Source organism: Dyella sp., from assembly GCF_035277725.1.
Taxonomy (GTDB): domain Bacteria; phylum Pseudomonadota; class Gammaproteobacteria; order Xanthomonadales; family Rhodanobacteraceae; genus Dyella_B.
The window spans coordinates 1-19,225 of record NZ_DATEJY010000157.1; the positions used below are offsets into that span (position 1 = coordinate 1).

Consider the following 19,225-nt stretch of genomic DNA (forward strand, 5'->3'; position numbering starts at 1 on the left):
CATCCGGTTCGCTGATGCTGGATGACACCGGCGGTTCCACCACGCACGGTACGCAGTTGCAAATCTGGACCGATAACGGACTGCCACCGCAGCAGTGGCAGCTCGACTGAGCAGGCGTCAGGCGCCTTCCGCAGGGCCGGAAGACTCCGGCCCTGCTATGGGATATCTATTCATCGTTTTGCCATTAATGTTATTAACTCGTTGTTTTTAATAATATTTAACTTAAAGTATCTATTCATGATTCTATTCATGCATGCCCGCCCCAGATACCGAACGCCTGTTGAGGGCCCTGCGCCTGCGCCGGGTAGCCACGGCGCGTGACCTGAGCACAGCGCTGGGCGTCAGCCAGCCCACTGTATCGAGGCTGCTCACGGCGGCGAGCGGCCAAGTCGTCAAGATCGGTCACGCACGCAACGGAAAGATCGTGATGTCCTGAATAATAGATCGGTGGATTTTCCGGATATTTACAGTCGCGTACAACGCGCCCAGCACCGACGGAAAGACCAATAGCAAGCCACTACATTATTTGCGGAAGCGGTTTTTCGCTATTTTGCATAAGCTTTTCAAACGCCCCGACGCGCTCTGGCGTCATCTTTCCTTCTTTGGCAAGTTCATCGCGCATGCGAATGGCCTTGTCCTTATTAAATGCAATCATGATCAGCACCCTATCAAAGGCAAGTTCGTCATGATCAATGCCACCAACGACATCGGCTACTTCGATCACTTGGTAGAAGCGAGAGGCTTCGTTGCGAAGCGATGAGGAACGAAAAATTGCTCTCCTACTGCTCCGATACACATCGCTCAAGCACACTTCGTCATTTGGAACGATCTCCTTACTGTTGAGATCGCATGCCTCATGAAAGTATTCCTTGACCTTCGCGGCATTGCCTAACAAAGACGCAAGAGCCGCCTTCGTCCAGAGCACCCAATAGTTGTTCTCTCGATATGGCCCTTGCTTCTCCAACGCCGCTAATGCGCGATCAAGCGTGACATCTCTTTGCCGTCCCGTTGATGCCATGGAGTTCGCTATCTCGATCACAGCCAACATGTAGATGGACTTTTTTTTGTCGAACCACCCAAGCCGCGCCGCAGCATCCTCTGCTGAAACAAGATCCCCTTGGGCGAAGCTAGCAACGGATTGGTTATACAAGCCAGTGGTGTATTTTTTAAAAATGGTCCAACCGCCCATAAAAACTATGGCGGCTAGAAAAAGCGCTGTAGATAAACGGATCTTGTTATCCCTCATCACGAAGACCCTTCATGACGGCTTGATAATGAACATCGCTTTGAGACACTCGCTCACGCGATGTACTTCCGTATGGATCAAACCGGGCCACATTCACCTCGAAATCTCACCTCGACGTACGCCGTAATCGTGCCATTCCTGCGAATTGGCTTGACGCCGTTCATCGCGATACGTATCAAGTTCGACTTGCGATGTCGTCAGCGGCGGGGCTTGCTGATGATTGAGCACGGACCATTGCCAGAGATTGGCGTAGTCTTCGTTGAATTGATCGTCGGGCGTGACCATGATGGGCGGTAGCATCCCCGCCGCCTTCCACGCCCGCTCCCACCGCTCAATTTGCTCCACATGCCGCAGCAATGCATGCGCGTTTTGTTCCGAACTTCCAAAGCGGGTGATGATCCAGCGCCGGTGCTCGGGGCGGCCCGCATCGTTCTCGATGTCGACTATCCGGTCGAAGGCTCGCCCCAATACCACAAATTCGCCGTATTGAAGAAGCCTGCGGCAGGCCTCCATACGAGAGTCCCGCTGACTCAGCGTCCGATAGTACCTGCCCCGCTCGCCCATCGACCTCAGGACCTCGTCCACCAACTCCTCCGCGCCAATGCACGGCCGGTTACGGCACGGTCTACCCGTGGAGAGCAGTGATTCCACGGTGTCATGCACATCAAGCCAAGCCTCGGATGGCGTGAGTACATGATGGACTTGCTCGAGCCCGAGTGTTTGCAGTCGAATGACGCGCGGCGGGGAAGGAGGGGCGCTGTAGCCGAAAGGGGAGCTGGCTTGCTGCATGGCTCTGCATGGGCTGACTGGTTGCAGAGACCGTAGCGAAAAAGCCGTGCCCGTGTTAGCAGGCAACGGCGCTGGTGCCGTCAGTTTTTCGCCTCAGGCTCTGGATGCATTTGTACCCGCACTCAATCAGCTGAGATGCTCCAATAGCAATCCCATCCGCATTCTTACCGGCCGACGCCTTTCTCGATCTTCCCGTCTTGCAGCTTGCAATCGCCTAAAACAAAGGGCCGGCATAACGCCGGCCCTTTCTTGTAGCAACGGCCATGCCGGATGTTATTTTGCCGGCGCCTGCTTCAAACCACGATGGATCAGCATCGGCTCGATGCTCGGATCCTGTCCACGCCATTCCTTGTACAGCTTGGCAAGCTCTTCCGTGTTGCCGCGCGAGAGAATCATGGCGCGGAAACGATCGCCATTTTCGCGCGTCAAACCGCCGTGCTCCTTGAAGCCTTCAAAGGCGTCGTCAGCCAGCATCTGCGTCCACAGATAGGCGTAGTAGCCGGCCGAATAGCCATTGCTCCAGATGTGCAGGAAGTAGCTGGAGCGGTAGCGCGGCGGTACGTAGGAGAGATCCGTGCCGTCCTTCTTCAAGGCCGCGGCTTCGAACGCATCCACGTCCTGCTTCGGCTGGTCGGCGCTGAGCATGTGCCAGTTCATGTCGAGCATGGCGGCGGAGACCAGCTCGGTCATGTCGTAGCCCTTGTTGAACAACTGGGCTTTCTTGATCTTGTCGACCAGCGTCTGCGGCATGGGCTCGCCGGTCTTGTAGTGCTTGGCGTAGTTGGCGAACACCTTCGGATCGAACGCCCAGTGTTCGTTGAACTGCGATGGGAATTCGACGAAGTCGCGCGCGGTCTGCGTGCCGGACAGAGTCGGGTATTGCCCGTCGGCAAAGATGCCGTGCAAGCCGTGGCCGAATTCATGGAACATGGTGACGACGTCATCCGTCGACAGCAGCGCCGGCTGGCCCGCTGCAGGCTTGGTGAAGTTGGCGACGTTGTAGATCACCGGCTTGGTGCCCAGCAGCTTGGACTGCTGCACGAAGTTGTCCATCCACGCGCCACCGTTCTTGTTGTCGCGCTTGAAGTAGTCGCAGTAGAACAGCGCGATCGACTTGCCGTCCTTGTCGAAGACTTCGAACACGCGCACGTCCGGGTTGTAGACGGGGATGTCCTTGCGTTCCTTGAAGGTGAGGCCATAGAGCTGGTTGGCCGCGTAGAACACGCCGTTCTGCAACACATTGTCGAGCTCGAAGTACGGCTTGATCTGTGATTCGTCGATGTCGTACTTGGCCTTGCGCACTTCCTCGGCGTAATGCTCCCAATCCCACGGCTCAAGCTTGAAGGTGGGTTGCTTGAGCGCAGCCTGATCCTTGTCGATCTGCTTCTGGATATCAGCCGCTTCCGACTTGGCGCGCGCGACGGCGGCTGGCGCAAGCTTCTCCATGAAGCTCATCACCGTTTCCGGCGTCTTGGCCATCTGGTCCTGCAAGGTCCACGCGGCGTAGTTGGGGAAACCGAGCAGCTTGGCCTCCTGCGCGCGCAGCAGCGCGATGCGCTCGATGACGTCGCGCGTGTCATTGGCATCGCCCTTCTCGGCGCGCGTCCATGACGCTTCGAACAGCGCCTTGCGGGTGTCGCGATCAGTCAGGTCCTGCAGCAAGGGTTGCTGCGTGGTGTTCTGCAGTGTCAGTACCCACTTGCCATCCAGATGGCGGTCTTTCGCAGCTTGCGCGGCAGCGGCGATGTCTTCGTCGGAAAGCCCTGCGAGCTTGCTCTTGTCGTCAACGACCAGCGCACCGTCTTTCGCCGCAGCCAGCAGCTTGTTGTTGAATTGCGCTTCCAGCCCCGCTTCTTCCTTGTTGTAGTCCTTGAGCTTGGCCTTGTCCGCGTCGGAAAGCTTGGCACCGGCCATCACGAATTGACGGTAGACCACGTCGATCAGGCGCTGCGATTCCGGATCGAGCTTGAGCGAATCGCGCTGGTCATACACCGCTTGAATGCGCTGGAACAATTTGCTGTTGAGGTGAATGGCATCGGCATGCGCCGCCAGCTTGGGTGCTTCGTCTTCCTGCACCTTCTGCAAGGCGTCGTCGGTGTTGGCACCCGTGATGGCATTGAACACCGCCAGCACGCGATGCAGCAGCACGCCGGTTTTTTCCAGCGCGACGTAGGTGTTGTCAAACGTGGCCGGCTCGGGGTTGTTGGCGATCTTCTCGACCTCGTCCAGCTGCTGGCGCATGCCTTCTTCGATCGCCGGCTGGTAGTCGCTGTCCTTGATCTTGTCGAACGGCGGCGCCTGGTACGGCAGCGTGCTGGCGGTGAAGAACGGATTGCTGGCCGGCGCCTCGGCGGCCGCGGTGGTGGTGGCCTTGGCGGGCGCGCTGCTGGACGCTGCCGGCGTATTCCCGGCCTCGTTATGGGACTGCGAACAGGCGGCGAGCGCGATGGTCATGGCGATCGCAAGAAGGCGAAGACGAGGCATGAAGTTTTCCCAGGATGTGGCAGTCAAACTCACGACTCTAATCGCAGGCGCCCCGCCCTCCAAGCGTGCTGAAGGTCAGCCAGGCGACATAACGAATGTTTTGCTTTCCGCAGCATCCAGCGCCGCCTGCACGGCGGACCATTCGGCCGCTGGGCCGGGCAGCGCGAACTGGTACACGATGTGCTGCTCGTACACTTCGCCAGGGCGCAGGATGGTCGACGGAAACTGTGGCCGGTTCGGCGCATCCGGAAAACCTTGCGGCTCCAGGCAAACGCCACGCCCCAGCTCAGGATGACTCCCATCCAGGCCATGCCCCTCGTACAACTGGACACCCGGTGCCGAGCTGCTCATGCGCAGGGCGACACCGCTGTGCGGTGAATACAGCTCGGCGCTGCAGCGGCGGTCGTCAGCCAGCACTAGGCAATGATCGAAGCCGCCGCCGATACGCAACTGTGGGTGATCGGCCACGCGCCGCAGGTCCAGCGTGGCGGGCAGGCGAAAGTCGAACGGCGTGCCGGCCACCGTGGCGATCTCGCCGATGGGAATCAGCTGGTCGTCAATCGGAAGGTAGTGGTCGGCAGGAATATGCAGGACCTGTGCCGCGGCAGGAACAGAGGGATCGCCAGCCAGGTTGAAGTACGGATGATGAGTCAGATTCACCGGCGTAGGCGCGTCGGTGCGTGCACGCAGGGTGAGCTGCAGGCGTTGCGGCTCGAGCAGGAATTCGGCTTCGACGTGAACCTGCCCCGGATAGCCCTCCTCCCCATCCGGCGACATGTATTGCAGCAGCAGCCGCTGCGGCTCACATGCGGCGATGTGCCAGATGCGCCGGCCAAAACCCACGTGGCCGCCGTGCAGATGATTGCCGCCTTCATTTGCGCTCAACGTGTAACGCCGGCCATCCAGTTCAAAACCGGCGCCGCCGATGCGGTTGCCGTAGCGGCCGACGAGTACGCCGAGATAGTCCTGATCGTTGCGGTAGGCATCCAGATCCGACAGGCCCAGCACCACGCTGACCGGACCGCGCGGCGTGTCGATCTTCAAGCTGCGCAGAGTGCCGCCATAGGTCAACACCTCGGCGCTCAAGCCTTCGCCGGTCAGCGTCATGGCATGCACCACGCGCTCGCCGATTCGTCCAAATTCGCGTTGCATCGGTCATCCGTCTTGCGATCAAAGCACGCAGCATAGCGAGCAGCACCATCACGAAACCATGGCAAGACAGGTATGTCGTGCGGGCCGTTTGGGATCGCATCCTCGCTGGTGGATAGTGCATTGCATCATTGCAATGTGCATATCGATATGCCGATTTAAATCATTGGTCTCTTATCGACACCCCATCCCATACTCCGGCCGACCGCGGTAACGCCGCACTTGAGCCGGCCACGTTTGCGCCGATCGCTCACCCAGATTCGCGGCAACAGACGGCACCGGGAACCACCGGGGCCGCACGCGGCAGGAGCGCACGCACACTGCGGGCGCGACGTGATGAGAACTTTGGGAGAGGGGAATAACGCAATGCAGATCGTGAGTCATCCGCGGCGCATGCAGCGCCTGATGGTCGGTATCCTGCCAGCAGCACTGGCCCTGGCGCTGGCCACCACGGTGCATGCGCAGGACAGCAACGGCACCACAAGTACCAACAACACCGCAGCATGCAAAGGCACCAGCGCCGACGGCAAGCCGTGCAAGCCCGACATCACCCAGCTCGACACCGTGCAGGTGAACGGCGTGCGCGGCAGTATCGCCGACGCCATCGCCATCAAGCAGAGCAGTCCGCTGATCGTCGATTCGATCGTGGCCGAAGACGTCGGCAAGTTGCCTGACAATAGCGTCGCCGCAGCGCTGCAGCGCGTTACCGGCGTGCAGGTGGCGCGCAGCGGCGGCGAGGTCAATACCGTGCTGATTCGCGGCCTTCCCGATGTGGTCACCACCTTCAGCGGCCGCGACATTTTCACCACCACCGGACGCAGCATTGCGCTGGCGGATATTCCCGCCGACCTGGTGGAGCGCGTGGATGTCTACAAGACCAACGATGCACGCAGCATCGAAGGCGGCATTGGCGGCCTGATCGACGTGCGCCTGCGCCGCCCGTTTGATTTCAAGGACGACTGGACCCTCGCCGGCACCGCCAACGGCATCTACAGCCGCAACGCAGGCCATACCGATCCCTTCGGCAGCATCACGGCCAACAAGATCTGGCACACCGACGCCGGCAAATTCGGCGTCATGGCGGCGGCTTCGTATCAGAAGCAGCGTTATGAGGAAAGCAGCACCTTCAATTTCATTTCCGATCTGCGCGACAACCCGATGGGCACGGGCGGCAAGGTGTATATCCCCGAAACCATCGGCTCGATCTACAACCTGGGCGATCGCGCCCGCCGCTCCGCCAACCTCACCGTGCAATGGGCGCCCAACGACAAGACGGACATCTATTTCGAAAACTTCTACGTCGGCTATCGCAACACGTATAACAATCCGTACTGGATTCCGCTGCCAGTGATCGTCAACGGCAGCAATGTGACCGGCCTCACTACCAAGCCCGGCAGCAACGTCGTGCAGAGCCTCACCGCCGACAACCTTTTCACGCTGACCAGCGACCAGGCATTTCAATCCAGCTCCGATACCTATCAAAGTGCACTCGGCGGCAGCTGGAAAGGCGAGCGTGTCACGCTCTCCACGGATCTCGCCTATACCTACAGCAAGGCGTCCACGCGCGACTTCATTCTCGATACCGGCTTTATCGCGCCGCGCATCACCATGAATTTCGACAATGGCGGCGCCACCAATGCCACGGTGACCAACGCCGATGGCAGCGCCTTCAATCTGGCCAATCCGTCGAATTATTTTCTCAACCAGTACTACGACCAGTGGAGCCACCAGACAGGCAAGGACTGGTCGTGGAAAAACGACGCCACCATCAAGGTGGATGCCGGCCCCATCAAGGCGGTGGATGTCGGCTTGCGCGCCAGCTGGCGCACCGCCACCAATATTGCCGCCGATACCGGCGGACGTCCCAATATCAGCGGCACCACGGCGTTCATGAGCAGCTTTCCCGGCATGGCGAGCCTTACGCCATCCAACCTGCTTGATGGCGCGCTCTACACCTCGCCCAATCAATGGATGTTGGCCGCCCCCAACTATCTGTTGACGCATTCGGCGCAGATACGCGCCGCCATGGGTTACAGCACGGCAGCACCGCTTGCTAACCCTGCGCTGTATTTCAACGACAAGGAAGACACCTATGCGCTGTATGCGCAGGCCCGTTACGAATTCAACCTCGGCGACGTACCGGTGGACGGCGGCTTTGGCGTGCGCAGGGTGCGATTGAATTCAACCTTGCAGGGCACCGAGATCCTTGGCACCGAACAAACGCCCGTTACCATCAACAAGAGCAGCGACGTGTGGCTGCCGAGCTTCAGCGCCAATTTCAATCTGCGTGACGACCTGATACTGCGCGCGGCTTACGGCAAGACCATTACGCGTCCCGCGTTCGCGGCACTCAATCCGCAGCTGTCGCTGTACCAGGCCACCGCGACGATTCCCGCCAGCGGCAGCGGCGGCAATCCCAATCTCAATCCGGTGCGCTCGAGCAATACCGATCTGTCGCTGGAATGGTATTTCCGCCCTGCTTCGCTGCTTTCCGCGGCGGCGTTCCATCGCGATATCAACGGCTACATCCAGACCTATGCCGATAGCGAGGTGGTCGATGGCACGAGTTATCTGGTGAGCCGTCCGCGCAATACCGGCAACGGCACGCTGGAAGGTGCGGAGCTGGCTTACACCCAGTTCTATGATTTCCTGCCAGGTTGGTTGTCAGGCTTGGGCACGCAGCTCAACGCCACGTTCATCAACGCCAACACGCAATCGCCGACCGGACAACGTCAGGATCTGGTCAATGTTTCCAAACGTTCGTACAACGCCGTCTTGATCTACCAGAAAGGCCCTTACTCGGCCCGCCTCGCCTATAACTGGCGCAGCCGATATGCCGTCGCGTACAACCCTGGTGGCGCGCAGCCGCAATCCATCTACAACGATCCAGTGGATGACCTGGACTTTGCCTTGAACTACGACGTGAACAAACATCTTACGTTGACGTTGGAAGGCACCAATTTGCTGGGGCGCGTCGTGCATACCCAATTCGGCAACAGCCAGTACCTGTTTCCCCGTGACGCCATCATGATGGAACGCACCTTCATGTTCGGCGTTCGCTTCCGCCTGTGATGTCCCCATGCCGCCATCTTCGTGATGGCGGCGTTGTTCTTTCAGCCGAGAAAAATCGCCATGTCCGCTTCCATTGCGAAAAAACGTCTGCGTCTGTCCCTGCTGTGTTCCGCCCTCTTTTTCGCCAGCGGCTGGCTGCAGGCTGCCGAGATGGACGTGCACGGCAGTCTGCATGTCGACCAGCCTGGTGCAAAGGTCTCGCGCTACATCTTCGGTCAGTTCGCCGAACACCTGGGCACCGGCATCTATGGCGGCATCTGGGTTGGCCCGGATTCGAGCATTCCCAACACCCATGGTTACCGCAACGACGTGCTGGCCGCACTCAAGGCGATTGCGGTGCCCGATATACGCTGGCCGGGCGGCTGCTTCGCCGACGAATACCATTGGCGCGATGGCATCGGCCCGCGCGACAAGCGCCCTACCAGCGTCAATACGCACTGGGGCGGCGTAGAAGAACCCAACAGCTTCGGCACGCATGAATTCATGAATTTCACCGAGCTGCTCGGTGCCGACGCTTACATCGCCGGCAACGTGGGCGATGCATCACCCGATGAACTGGCGCAATGGGTGGAATACATGACCGCGCCCACGCGCTCGACCTTGGCCATGCAACGCCGCGCCAATGGCCGCGACAAACCCTGGAAGGTCGCCTTCGTCGGCGTCGGCAATGAACTATGGGGCTGTGGCGGCAACATGCGCGCCGAATATGCGGCCGACGTGTATCGGCGCTACCAGACCTTCGTCAAGGCGCCCGCCGATCAAAACATCCTGAAGATCGCCTCGGGCCCCAGCGACGACGACTATCACTGGACCGAGGTGATGATGCGCGAAGACGCCAAGTTCATGGATGGCCTGAGCCTGCATTACTACACCGTGCCCGGCGGCTGGCCGCCCAAGGCGTCTTCCACCGATTTCGACGAGAACGCCTGGATCCAGACCTTGCAGGGCGCGCTGCACATGGATGAGCTGATCACCAAGCACAGCGCCATCATGGACAAATACGATCCGCAGAAAAAAGTGGCGCTGGTGGTGGACGAATGGGGCACCTGGTACGCGGGCCTGCCCGGCAGCAATCCTGGCTTTCTGCATCAGCAGAACACGCTGCGCGATGCACTGGTCGCTTCGCTGACTTTCGACATTTTCAGCGATCATGCCGACCGCGTGCGCATGGCCAACATCGCGCAGATGGTCAACGTGCTGCAGTCGATGATCCTGACCGACGGCAACAAGATGCTGTTGACGCCGACGTATCACGTGTTCGCGATGTACAAGCCGTATCAGGATGCCACGCACCTTCCGTTGCAGATCGATGCGCCCGTCTATCGCCACGGCGCATTCGCGGTGCCATCGGTGCACGGCTCCGCGGTGAAGGCGAAAGATGGTCATGTGTATGTCGCACTGACCAATCTTGATCCCGAGCACGCAGCCGAAGTGAGCGTGAATCTCAGCGGCTATGTCACTGCAGTGAGTGGACAGATTTTGACGGCCTCGGCGATGACGTCGCTCAATACGTTCGAGCACCCGGATGCGGTCAAGCCGGCTGCGTTTTCAGGCGCGCGCATCAGCGGCGGGAAATTGCTGGTGCAATTGCCGGCGAAGGCGATCGTGATGTTGAAGTTGCAGTGAGCTACATCCCATGGCACTCACTTGGGCGGTCTTCGCTCGACCAGTGCGAAAAACGTTGCACCCGTCGTCCCGGCGAAAGCCGGGACCCGGTGACTTTTTGGCACACCCAAAGTCACTAGGCCCCGGCTTTCGCCGGGGCGACGATGCGTAGTCAGTGCCATTGGCCTCTGCATCGTCGTTGCACACCCGCATCAAAAGTCCCGCTCCATCACGTTCCAGCAAGTGTCTTCAGTAAGCGCTGCATATCGGCGCGGCATCCGCCGCCTATCCCTTCACACCAGCCACGTTGGAGGACTTCATGCGTTTCAAGACCCGATTTTCCACCATGGTGCTCGCCTTGGTTTCGCTCGGCTGCGCACCCCCCGCCACCCAAGCCCAGACAGCGCCGTGGACGCTCAGCGGAGCACTCGTCACCCACGATCCGGACATCCAGAAGGAGGGCTCGACCTACTGGATCATGGAGACCACGGCCAATGGCGGCATCGGCGTGAAGTATTCGCCCGACGGCACGACCTGGACCCAGGGCACCCCCATTTTCGGCAGCGGGCTCAGCTGGTGGAAAGCCTATAACCCGTCGGCCGATCCGGCGCAGGTCTGGGCGCCCGGCTGCATCAACTACAACAACACGACGGCCTGCTACTACGCCGTGTCGAGCTTCGGCTCGCAGACATCGGCGATCGGCCTGACCACCTCCGTGGGCGGCATCGCCGCCGGCAATTGGGTCGACGACGGCACCGTCATCACCTCCAACAGCAGCAACGCGTTCAATGCCATCGATCCGCAACCGGTGGCCGACTATGCCGGCAATCTATGGCTCAGCTTCGGCTCGGCCTGGGGTGGCATCTATATCAGGCAGGTCAGCAAATCGACTTTCCTGACGGTGGGATCGTCGACCAATATTGCCCGCGACACCTCGCAAGTGGTCGAGAACTCGTTCATCGTCAAGCACGCCTTCAACGGCACCAATTATTACTATCTGTTCCTGTCCAAAGGCTCCTGCTGCAGCGGCGCCAGCAGCACCTATCACATCGTCGTCGGCCGCTCGACCTCGATTACCGGCCCTTATGTCGACAACAACGGCAACTCGATGATGAACCCCGGCTCCGGCCTGACCGTCGCATCCTCGGGTTCGCGCTTCATTGCACCGGGCGGCGAAAGCGCCATTGGCGACACCACCATGGCCTGGTATGCGCTCGATTCGCAGAACAGCTACACGCCAGTCCTGTTCATCAACAATCTGACCTGGAACGCCAGCGGCTGGCCGAACGCGCTCTGGTAACTCTCAACGCCCAGATTTGCCGCCGGCAGATCCCTGTCTCTTGATCACATCCTTTCTGGCCTGCTGATCATGGCTCGATAGCTGCGAATACACCGCAAGCCGCTCCCTCCCTTGCTTGCAGGGGAGGGTTGGGGTGGGGTGCGAGCGCAGCGAGCAGCGGCAGCCGAACATCGCCACGAGCCATTTCCTGGGGAAATTCAGCCATACGCTAAAGCCCAAGCCCCCGGCCCCCAATGCTCCGAACTTAAGATTTTTCAATCGTCGGAAACCGTTGCCCGTCATTCCAGCGAAAGCTGGAATCCAGTGCCTTTCAGCCAAAAGTCGCTGGATTCCAGCTTTCGCTGGAATGACGGGTTTGGGTTCTGCGGCGACTGGAGGAACCTTAAGTTCGGAGCATTGCCCCAGCCCCCCTACTGCCGCAGGGGAGGGGGCGATCATCGCAAGGCTGGGCTCTCAGGCCACATCGGATTTGTGATCAAGAGACAGGGCAGATCCGGGGCGGAATGTCTCGCGCGCTTAGTGTTCCAACGCGCGCTGATCCACCACCGGCCACGCTGCCGCATCCCACCCCATGGGCAAAACGTGCAACTTCGGCAATCCACCATCCTTGCCGTCGTAGGCATGGAATACCAGGTAATCCTCGCCATTGAAGGTATACGCGCTGTTGCCGCCCGGACCAGCCCAACGCGACGTGCCATGCAGCACTTCACTGCCGCCGCCCTGGTCCACCCGCTTGCCATCCTTGTCCACGTACGGACCTTTCACATCGCGCGAACGGCCGACCATGATCCGGTAACTGCTCTGCATGCCGCGGCAGCAGTAATCCCAGGACATGAACAGGTAGTACCAGCCATTCCTGTGAAATACGAATGGCCCTTCCAGCGCGGCGGGGCCGGGGTCGGCATCATCGATGAAGGGCGAGCGCTCGCGCTTGGCAAGCGTGTACCACTGCTGCGGCTCGGCCAGATGCAGGCGATCTTCGCTGAGGCGTACCAGCTTCAGTCCGCCCCAGAACGAGCCGAATGCAAGCCACGGGGTGCCATCGACGTCGGTGATCAGGTTCGGGTCGATGGCGTTCCACAGATCGCGCTGTGGGAGGGAGCGAATGAGGATGCCGTGGTCGACCCATTTGAAATCGGGGCTGGATGCATCGAGCGTGACGTTGGTGGCCACGCCGATGGCGGAGGTGTTTTTGCCGCCTTTGGAAATGGCGTAGTACAGCGTATAGACGCCATTGTGAAAGCTTACGTCCGGAGCCCAGATGTGGCCGTTGAAATCCGGCACGACGTCGTAGGCCCACGCTGGAATCTTCGCGAATACCGGCGGCTCGGCTTTCCAGGTCTTGAGGTTCTTTGAGCTGTAGACGGTGATGCCAGGCCCGGTGACGAACAGGTACCACGTATCGCCTTGGTGCGCGATGGCAGGATCGTGCGCCAGTACGTCCGCGGAATAGCCTTTGTGCAGCCTGGGCGTTGGCGGTGCCTGCAGCATGTCGGCATGGGTCGATGATCCCGCCACGCATGCAACGCTCGCGACCAGCATCAGCATCGCCGCCATGAACCTCATGCAGTCACTCCGCTGGGCCATGCCACCTCGCGCTGCGGACGACCGAATATCGGCATGCCTTGCGCGTCCCACGACAGCGGGTGCACGCGCGCATGGCGATCGGCATTCCACAGCGGATCGCCTTCGATATCGCGATAGTCGCGGGCGTGATAGATCATCAGATCGGTTGCGCCATCCGCACTCACGGTAAAACTGTTGTGACCCGGACCGAAGATGTGGCGCTCCGCATCGGTGACAAACACGGGCGTGGATGATTTGTGCCAGTTGCCTGCATCGAGCAGATCCGCGTCGGCATCGGCCCATAGCAGGCCCATGGCATAGCGCTCGTCCGTGGCGCTCGCCGAGTAGGCGATAAAAACCTTGCCATGACGAATCAATACGGCGGGTCCTTCGTTGACCGCAAAACCCTGCACTTCCCAACGAAGTTCCGGCCGGCTCAACAGTACTGGCGCATCGGACAAGGTGGTCGGCGTTGCCAGGCGCGCGATGTACAGATTGGAATTGCCCGGGATGTCTGGATGTTTCTGCGCCCACACGTAGTAATCGCGACCGCGATGGCGGAACGTCGTGGCATCCAGACAGAAGGCATCGATACCGCTATCGACCTGGCCTGCGAAAGACCACTCGCCCGTGGTGGGGTCGGCGGCAGGATTGCGCAACGCGTACATGCGGTGCTGAAACAAGTCGTTCTTGATCTCGCGCGACGGTGCCGCCGCGAAGTAGATGTACCAGGCGTCGTCGAAACGATGGATTTCCGGCGCCCAGATCAATGCGCTCGCCGGGCCGCTGGCCGGTGCACGCCAAAGCACGAACTCTTGTGCGCTCGCGAGCCCTTCCAGCGTGGCCGAGCGCCGAAGGATGATGCGGTCGTATTCCGGTACCGAGGCGGTGAAGTGGTAATGGCCATCATGGCGCGACACGAAGGGATCGGCGCGCTGCAGGATGAACGGGTTGGCGAGTTTCATGACAGGCATTCCGTGGTACGGGCCGCGATGGCAGGTTGTGCGTCAGCAGATGCCGGCGTTTCCTCGACGATCTGTTTTTTCAGTTGCTGGTAGTAGTCGTCGGTGATGCGGTAGCGGTACATCAGACCGCCCATCAACACGTGGAACGCGCCCGGAATGATGGTGAGCATCAAGGCGATGCCAGTCAGCGTGAAACTGCTTTGCGGCCGATCCGGCACATAGTTGAAACCGGCCAGCAACCAGCCGACGATCGCGCCGGCAATGCCCATGCCGGCTTTCTGGCAGAAGGAGATGCCGCCAAAGGCGAGACCCGATACACGTTTGCCCATGCGGGCATGACCGTAATCCACCGCTTCGGCGATGGCCGACCAGAACACCGGCGCGTGCAGGTCGACCACGAACGAAATCAGGAAATACAGCACGAAGGCCAGCGTGATATCACCCGGCTTTACCAGCACGTACATGAGCATGCTCAGCACGCCTACCAGCAGCTGGCTGTAGCGGAACAGTTTGATCTTGCAGTACGCCTTGGTGATCCATGTTGAAGCGACCATGGCCAGGATCGCCGCCGTGACACCCGTGGCCATGAAGGCGGACATCATGGCGGCATCGCCATGCAGGTAATACTTGGCGTAGTACGCAGCCACCGAGCCGCGGATGACGTAGCCGATGGTGCCCACCACGCACACCGCGGCGAGCACCAGCCATTGGTCGTTGCGCAGCAGCAACCGCCATTGTTCGCGCAGCGGCTTGCGATCCACCTGATGCTGGATGCGCTCGGTGGTGCTGAAGAAACAGAACAGGAACAGCAGCGTTGCCATCAAGCCCATCAGGCCCATTGCCCACTTGTAGCCGGCCGCCAGGCTGCTGGTGCGTCCCCAGACCGCCGCCAGCTGCGGCACCGCAATGGTGACCAGAAAGGCGGCGACCTTGGCGAAGAACAGGCGATAGCCGTTGGCCGACAAACGCTCCTGTGGATCAGCGGTCAGCACGCCGATCAGCGAGATGTAGGGAATGGTGACGGCGGTAAAGACCAGCATCACCAGCAGATACGTCGCATAGGCCCATACCAGCTTAAGGTTGTAGCTGAGGTCGGGCGTGGTGAAGGTCAAAAATACCGAGATGCCGAACGGCACGGCCATGATCAGAAAGTACGGCCGGTAGCGTCCCCAGCGCGTCGTGCGGCGATCGGTGATGGTGCCCATCAGCGGATCGGCGACGGCATCAATCATGCGCACCAGGATGAACAGCAGCGCGACATCCTGTGGTTTGAGACCGTACACGTCGGTATAGAAGAACGTGATGATCAACATCATCGAGGAGATGACGACATTGACCGCCATGTCGCCGGCGCCGTAGCCGAGCTTTTCGATCACGCTCAATTTCTGGTCTTGCATGGGCCCCTCCCTTCAAGACGAACACAGGCAGGCGCGGGTGGCATCGCTCAGCCACGTTCTTTCGCCCTGCCCCGACGCGTCCTGCCCTTCTTCCTTGAAACACGCCTTCCCTTCGAAGGAAGCAACCCATGGCAACGATGAACAAGCGCCCATCCTCGATTCTGCGATTGCAACGGATATACAACAAATATAGATTTGGTAATCAACGATAGCAAAGCGCATATACCGCACATGGCCCCAGCTCCCTGGTTTGTCCGCGCCCGGCTGAAAACCCGCCAGCTCACACTGCTGATCGCCATCGATGAGGAGGGCAACATCCATCGCGCCGCCGAGGTGTTGAACATGTCGCAGCCGGCGGCCTCGAAACTGCTCAAGGATCTGGAAGACATGCTGGGGGTGGCGCTGTTCGAACGCCTGCCGCGCGGCATGCGCCCAACCTGGTACGGGGAGAGCCTGATCCGGCACGCGCGCATTTCCCTTTCCAGCCTGCATGAGGCGGGGGTGGAGATCGAAGCCCTGAAGACCGGCCGCGCGGGCAGCGTTGCCGTCGGGGCGATCGCCGGCCCTTCCATGACGCTGCTACCCAAGGCACTGGCGTGGATCACCCGCGAGCGTCCGGACCTGCATGTGTCGCTACTGGTGGAAAGCAGCGACGTGTTGCTGGAGCGGCTGGCGCAGAATCGCGTCGATTTTCTGGTGGCGCGCCTGTTTCCCCAGCACGACAAGAGCCAGCTGCATTACGAGGCGCTGGCGGAAGAAGAAGTGTGCGCGATCGTGCGCCCGCAACACCCGGTGCTGTCGCTGTCCAAGGTGGAGCTGAGCCATCTCGCGCAGGCGGACTGGATCGTGCCGCCGGTGGGCAGCGTGTTGCGTCATCGCTTCGAGCTGATGTTCCAGAGCGCCGGCCTGGAGCCGCCGCGCCAGGTGATCGGCACGGCGGCGCTGATGTTCCTTACCAAGATTCTGTTGGAAACCGACTACATGGCCGTGGTGCCCACCGATGTGGCCCGCCATTACGCGCAGTTCGGCATGGTGGCCGTCGTGCCGTACCAGCTGTCTTGCCGCATGGATTCGTTCGGCATCATCACTCGCCGCGACTGGCTGCTTTCGCCTGCTGCGCATACCGTCTTGCAGGCGGTGAAAGCGTCGGCGACGCAGATTTATGGCGCGACGCTCGATTGAGCGCGGAGCTGGGATGAAAAGGTAGGTTGGGGGAACCCCAACATGGCCTGCAGGCATCCAGGGACGTTGGGGTTCGCGTTCCGCTCACCCCAACCTACTGCGTGCTGTAGGTGCGATCTTTCCAGCGCGAGCGCACGCCACGCCAATAGCGGATCGCCGAACTCCAGGTCATGCCTAGATAGAGCGCAGCAGTGATCGGCAGCAGCAGCGCCCAAGCCAAACGCATGCGGTAGTAGCGCAGCATGGGCAAGTAGCTGAGCATCATCGCCACGAGAGCGACTAGCCCCAGGCGCCATGTTGTTGGAGACGCGAGCAACGCGAACGGCAGACCATAAGCAATGGCAAACAGCACCGTCACGACCAACAGCAGCAAGGTGGAATAACCCAGCTGGGTGAAGGCCGAGCGGGCCACCATGTCATGAATGGAACGCAGGCTGCCGTAGGGGCGCAGACTCACCACGCCGCGGCTCAGACCCAGCCAGGTGCGATAGCCGGCATTCTTCACTTGCCGCGCAAGCGTGCAGTCATCGATCAGCGCGTTGCGCAGGCTGGCGAAGGCACCGGCGCGTTCCAGCGCTTGCGTATCGACCAGGATGCAGCCGCCTGCCGCCGCCGCGACCAGGCGCGAAGGCGAATTGGAAATGGCGAACGGATAGATCAGCTTGAAGTAGTAAACGAAAGCCGGCAGCAGCAGGCGATCCCAGAAGCTGGTGCGGCGAAGGTCCGCCATCAGCGAGACGAACTGGCGGTCATCGCGCTGTTTGTGCGCCAGCAACGCCGGCAGGATGCCGGGCTGCAGTTGGATATCCGCATCCAGCAACAAGGTCATCGGCGTTTGCACATGCGCCTTGCCCTGCTCCAGCGCCCACAGCTTGCCTGCCCAGCCTTGCGGCAGCGGCTGGCCGCTGACCACGCGTACGTTTGGAAAGGAGGCGGCGATCTTGGCGGTGTCGTCGGTGGATTGATCGTCGACGACGATCACCTGCAAGCCGGTGCCTTGCGCTTGCAGACCAGACAGCGTGAGGCCGATGACGTCCGCCTCGTTGCGCGCGGGAATCAATACCGTGATCTGCGAAAGATCGCCCGATCCGGCATGCGGGTCGGCCTCGATACGTTCACGCGTGCTCCACGCGCGCCACGGTGTCAGCAGCAGGCCTACCCACATCAATGCCGGCAGCGACGCGGCAAACCATCCCAATAGCGAGTTCATAGTTCCCATGTCGTGTGCGTAGGCTGGGATGAAATCCCAGCTTTCATTGGCATGGCGAAGCTGGGGTTCCCACCCCAGCCTACGTGGTTCTTAGTGATTGGCTTCGGTGCCGGTCTCGGCCGTGCGGCGCGTGATCGAGTTGATCGGGATGTGGATCGCCGTGGCATCGGCACGATTGCCGTACTTCACCGGCAGATCCGGCGCCATCGGGCCATCGGTGCGCGGACCGAACATCGACACCTTCAGCGCCTTCAGCGGATGGGCGAACATGTCGTCCACCGCGGTGCCTTCGAAGCCACAGTGCGCCATGCAGTTGTCGCACTTGGGGTTGATGCCTACGCCGTACTTCTCCCACTCGGTGTCTTCCATCAATTCCTTGTAGGTCTTGGCGTAGCCTTCGTCGACCAGCAAGTAGCACGGCTTCTGCCAACCGAAGATGTTGTACGTCGGGTTGGACCACGGCGTGCACTGGTAAGCCTGGTTGCCCGCGATGAAGTCCATGAACATCGCCGACTGGTTGAACGCCCACTTGCGCTTGCGTTCCTTGCCGATCTTGAAGATGTCGCGGAACAGCTGCTTGCTCTCGGAGCGACCAAGGAACACGTCCTGGCTCGGCGCGTGCTGGTAGCTGTAGCCCGGCGACACGGTGATGCCTTCCACGCCCAGTTCCATGGCGTAGTCAAAGAAGTCGGCGACTTCTTCCGGCGCCTCGTTATTGAACAGCGTGCAGTTCACGGTGACGCGGAAGCCCTTCGACAGCGCGAGCTTGATGGCAGTGACGGCCTTCTCGAACACGCCGTCCATGCAGACAGACTTGTCGTGCTGCTTTTCCAGGCCATCCAGATGCACCGACCAGGTGAAGTACGGCGACGGCTTGTATTCGTCGATGTGCTTGGGCAGCAGGATCGCGTTGGTGCACAGGTACACGAACTTCTTGCGTGCCACGATGCCTTCGACGATCTTCGGTAGTTCCTTGTGGATCAGCGGCTCGCCGCCCGGAATCGAAACGACCGGTGCATCGCACTCGTCGACCGCTGCCAGCGCCTGCTCGACGCTCATGCGCTTTTGCAGGATTTCCTTCGGTTGGTCGATCTTGCCGCAACCGGCGCAAGCGAGATTGCACTGGAACAGCGGCTCCAACATCATCGCCAGCGGGTAGCGCTTCTGACCACTCAGCTTCTTCTTGATGATGTATTGAGCGATCGTGGTTTGCTGAATAAGAGGGATACCCAAGGGATTCTCCGGAATGTCGGGACGCCT

The 19,225-nt window shown here is 60.4% G+C and carries 15 protein-coding genes; 6 read left to right on the forward strand and 9 right to left on the reverse strand.

Annotated features, from left to right (window positions below; translation table 11 throughout):
• Positions 1–14: 14 nt before the first annotated feature.
• Together VJR68_RS22070 and VJR68_RS14200 are read left to right on the forward strand one after the other, a co-directional pair.
• Positions 15–110 carry an RICIN domain-containing protein gene (locus VJR68_RS22070; protein ID WP_414647792.1) on the forward strand — a complete coding sequence of 32 codons (96 nt, stop codon included), beginning with the start codon at positions 15–17 and terminating at the stop codon, positions 108–110.
• Between the two features lie 143 nt (positions 111–253).
• Entirely contained in the window at positions 254–436 is a 183-nt protein-coding gene (locus VJR68_RS14200) for an ArsR family transcriptional regulator (RefSeq protein WP_324148664.1), read from the forward strand.
• A gap of 81 nt (positions 437–517) precedes the next feature.
• Here the strand turns inward: VJR68_RS14200 and VJR68_RS14205 are convergent, their stop codons facing one another.
• The 4 genes from VJR68_RS14205 to VJR68_RS14220 form a co-directional block, all read right to left on the reverse strand.
• The gene (locus VJR68_RS14205) at positions 518–1,246 is read right to left on the reverse strand and encodes a hypothetical protein (RefSeq protein WP_324148665.1); all 729 of its coding nucleotides are present in this window, start codon (positions 1,244–1,246) and stop codon (positions 518–520) included.
• Between the two features lie 93 nt (positions 1,247–1,339).
• Complete coding sequence (locus VJR68_RS14210) at positions 1,340–1,831, reverse strand: hypothetical protein (protein ID WP_324148666.1); 492 nt, start codon at positions 1,829–1,831, stop codon at positions 1,340–1,342.
• Between the two features lie 477 nt (positions 1,832–2,308).
• Positions 2,309–4,519, reverse strand: coding sequence for a peptidyl-dipeptidase Dcp (gene dcp / locus VJR68_RS14215; protein WP_324148667.1), 2,211 nt, complete (start codon positions 4,517–4,519; stop codon positions 2,309–2,311).
• A 75-nt stretch (positions 4,520–4,594) separates the two neighbouring features.
• Positions 4,595–5,671 carry an aldose epimerase family protein gene (locus tag VJR68_RS14220; protein WP_324148669.1) on the reverse strand — a complete coding sequence of 359 codons (1,077 nt, stop codon included), beginning with the start codon at positions 5,669–5,671 and terminating at the stop codon, positions 4,595–4,597.
• A gap of 363 nt (positions 5,672–6,034) precedes the next feature.
• On the opposite strand from VJR68_RS14220, the gene VJR68_RS14225 reads away from it, so the two are divergent.
• From VJR68_RS14225 to VJR68_RS14235, 3 genes are all read left to right on the forward strand, one after another.
• Positions 6,035–8,740 (forward strand): TonB-dependent receptor, encoded by a 2,706-nt coding sequence (locus VJR68_RS14225; protein ID WP_324148671.1) that lies wholly within the window; start codon positions 6,035–6,037, stop codon positions 8,738–8,740.
• Between the two features lie 150 nt (positions 8,741–8,890).
• Positions 8,891–10,366, forward strand: coding sequence for an alpha-N-arabinofuranosidase (locus VJR68_RS14230; protein ID WP_324148720.1), 1,476 nt, complete (start codon positions 8,891–8,893; stop codon positions 10,364–10,366).
• A gap of 298 nt (positions 10,367–10,664) precedes the next feature.
• A complete protein-coding gene (locus VJR68_RS14235) occupies positions 10,665–11,645 on the forward strand; it encodes a family 43 glycosylhydrolase (RefSeq protein WP_324148673.1) in 981 nt (326 codons plus the stop codon).
• 516 nt (positions 11,646–12,161) lie between these two features.
• Here VJR68_RS14235 and VJR68_RS14240 read toward each other — a convergent pair.
• The 3 genes from VJR68_RS14240 to VJR68_RS14250 are packed head-to-tail and all read right to left on the reverse strand — an operon-like array spanning position 12,162 to position 15,573.
• Entirely contained in the window at positions 12,162–13,211 is a 1,050-nt protein-coding gene (locus VJR68_RS14240; protein ID WP_324148674.1) for an arabinan endo-1,5-alpha-L-arabinosidase, read from the reverse strand.
• Complete coding sequence (locus tag VJR68_RS14245; RefSeq protein ID WP_324148676.1) at positions 13,208–14,176, reverse strand: family 43 glycosylhydrolase; 969 nt, start codon at positions 14,174–14,176, stop codon at positions 13,208–13,210. The genes VJR68_RS14240 and VJR68_RS14245 overlap by 4 nt, the downstream gene beginning before the upstream one ends.
• A complete protein-coding gene (locus tag VJR68_RS14250) occupies positions 14,173–15,573 on the reverse strand; it encodes an MFS transporter (protein WP_324148678.1) in 1,401 nt (466 codons plus the stop codon). Before VJR68_RS14250 ends, VJR68_RS14245 begins: the two co-directional genes overlap by 4 nt.
• A 231-nt stretch (positions 15,574–15,804) precedes the next feature.
• Here VJR68_RS14250 and VJR68_RS14255 point away from each other — a divergent pair, with 231 nt between their 5' ends.
• Positions 15,805–16,755: a LysR family transcriptional regulator gene (locus tag VJR68_RS14255; RefSeq protein WP_324148680.1), complete on the forward strand. Its 951-nt coding sequence runs from the start codon at positions 15,805–15,807 to the stop codon at positions 16,753–16,755.
• A gap of 94 nt (positions 16,756–16,849) precedes the next feature.
• Here VJR68_RS14255 and VJR68_RS14260 read toward each other — a convergent pair whose 3' ends face one another.
• Together VJR68_RS14260 and hpnH are read right to left on the reverse strand one after the other, a co-directional pair.
• Complete coding sequence (locus VJR68_RS14260) at positions 16,850–17,965, reverse strand: glycosyltransferase (protein ID WP_324148682.1); 1,116 nt, start codon at positions 17,963–17,965, stop codon at positions 16,850–16,852.
• A 90-nt stretch (positions 17,966–18,055) separates the two neighbouring features.
• Positions 18,056–19,198 (reverse strand): adenosyl-hopene transferase HpnH, encoded by a 1,143-nt coding sequence (gene hpnH / locus VJR68_RS14265; RefSeq protein WP_324148684.1) that lies wholly within the window; start codon positions 19,196–19,198, stop codon positions 18,056–18,058.
• Positions 19,199–19,225: the final 27 nt, after the last annotated feature.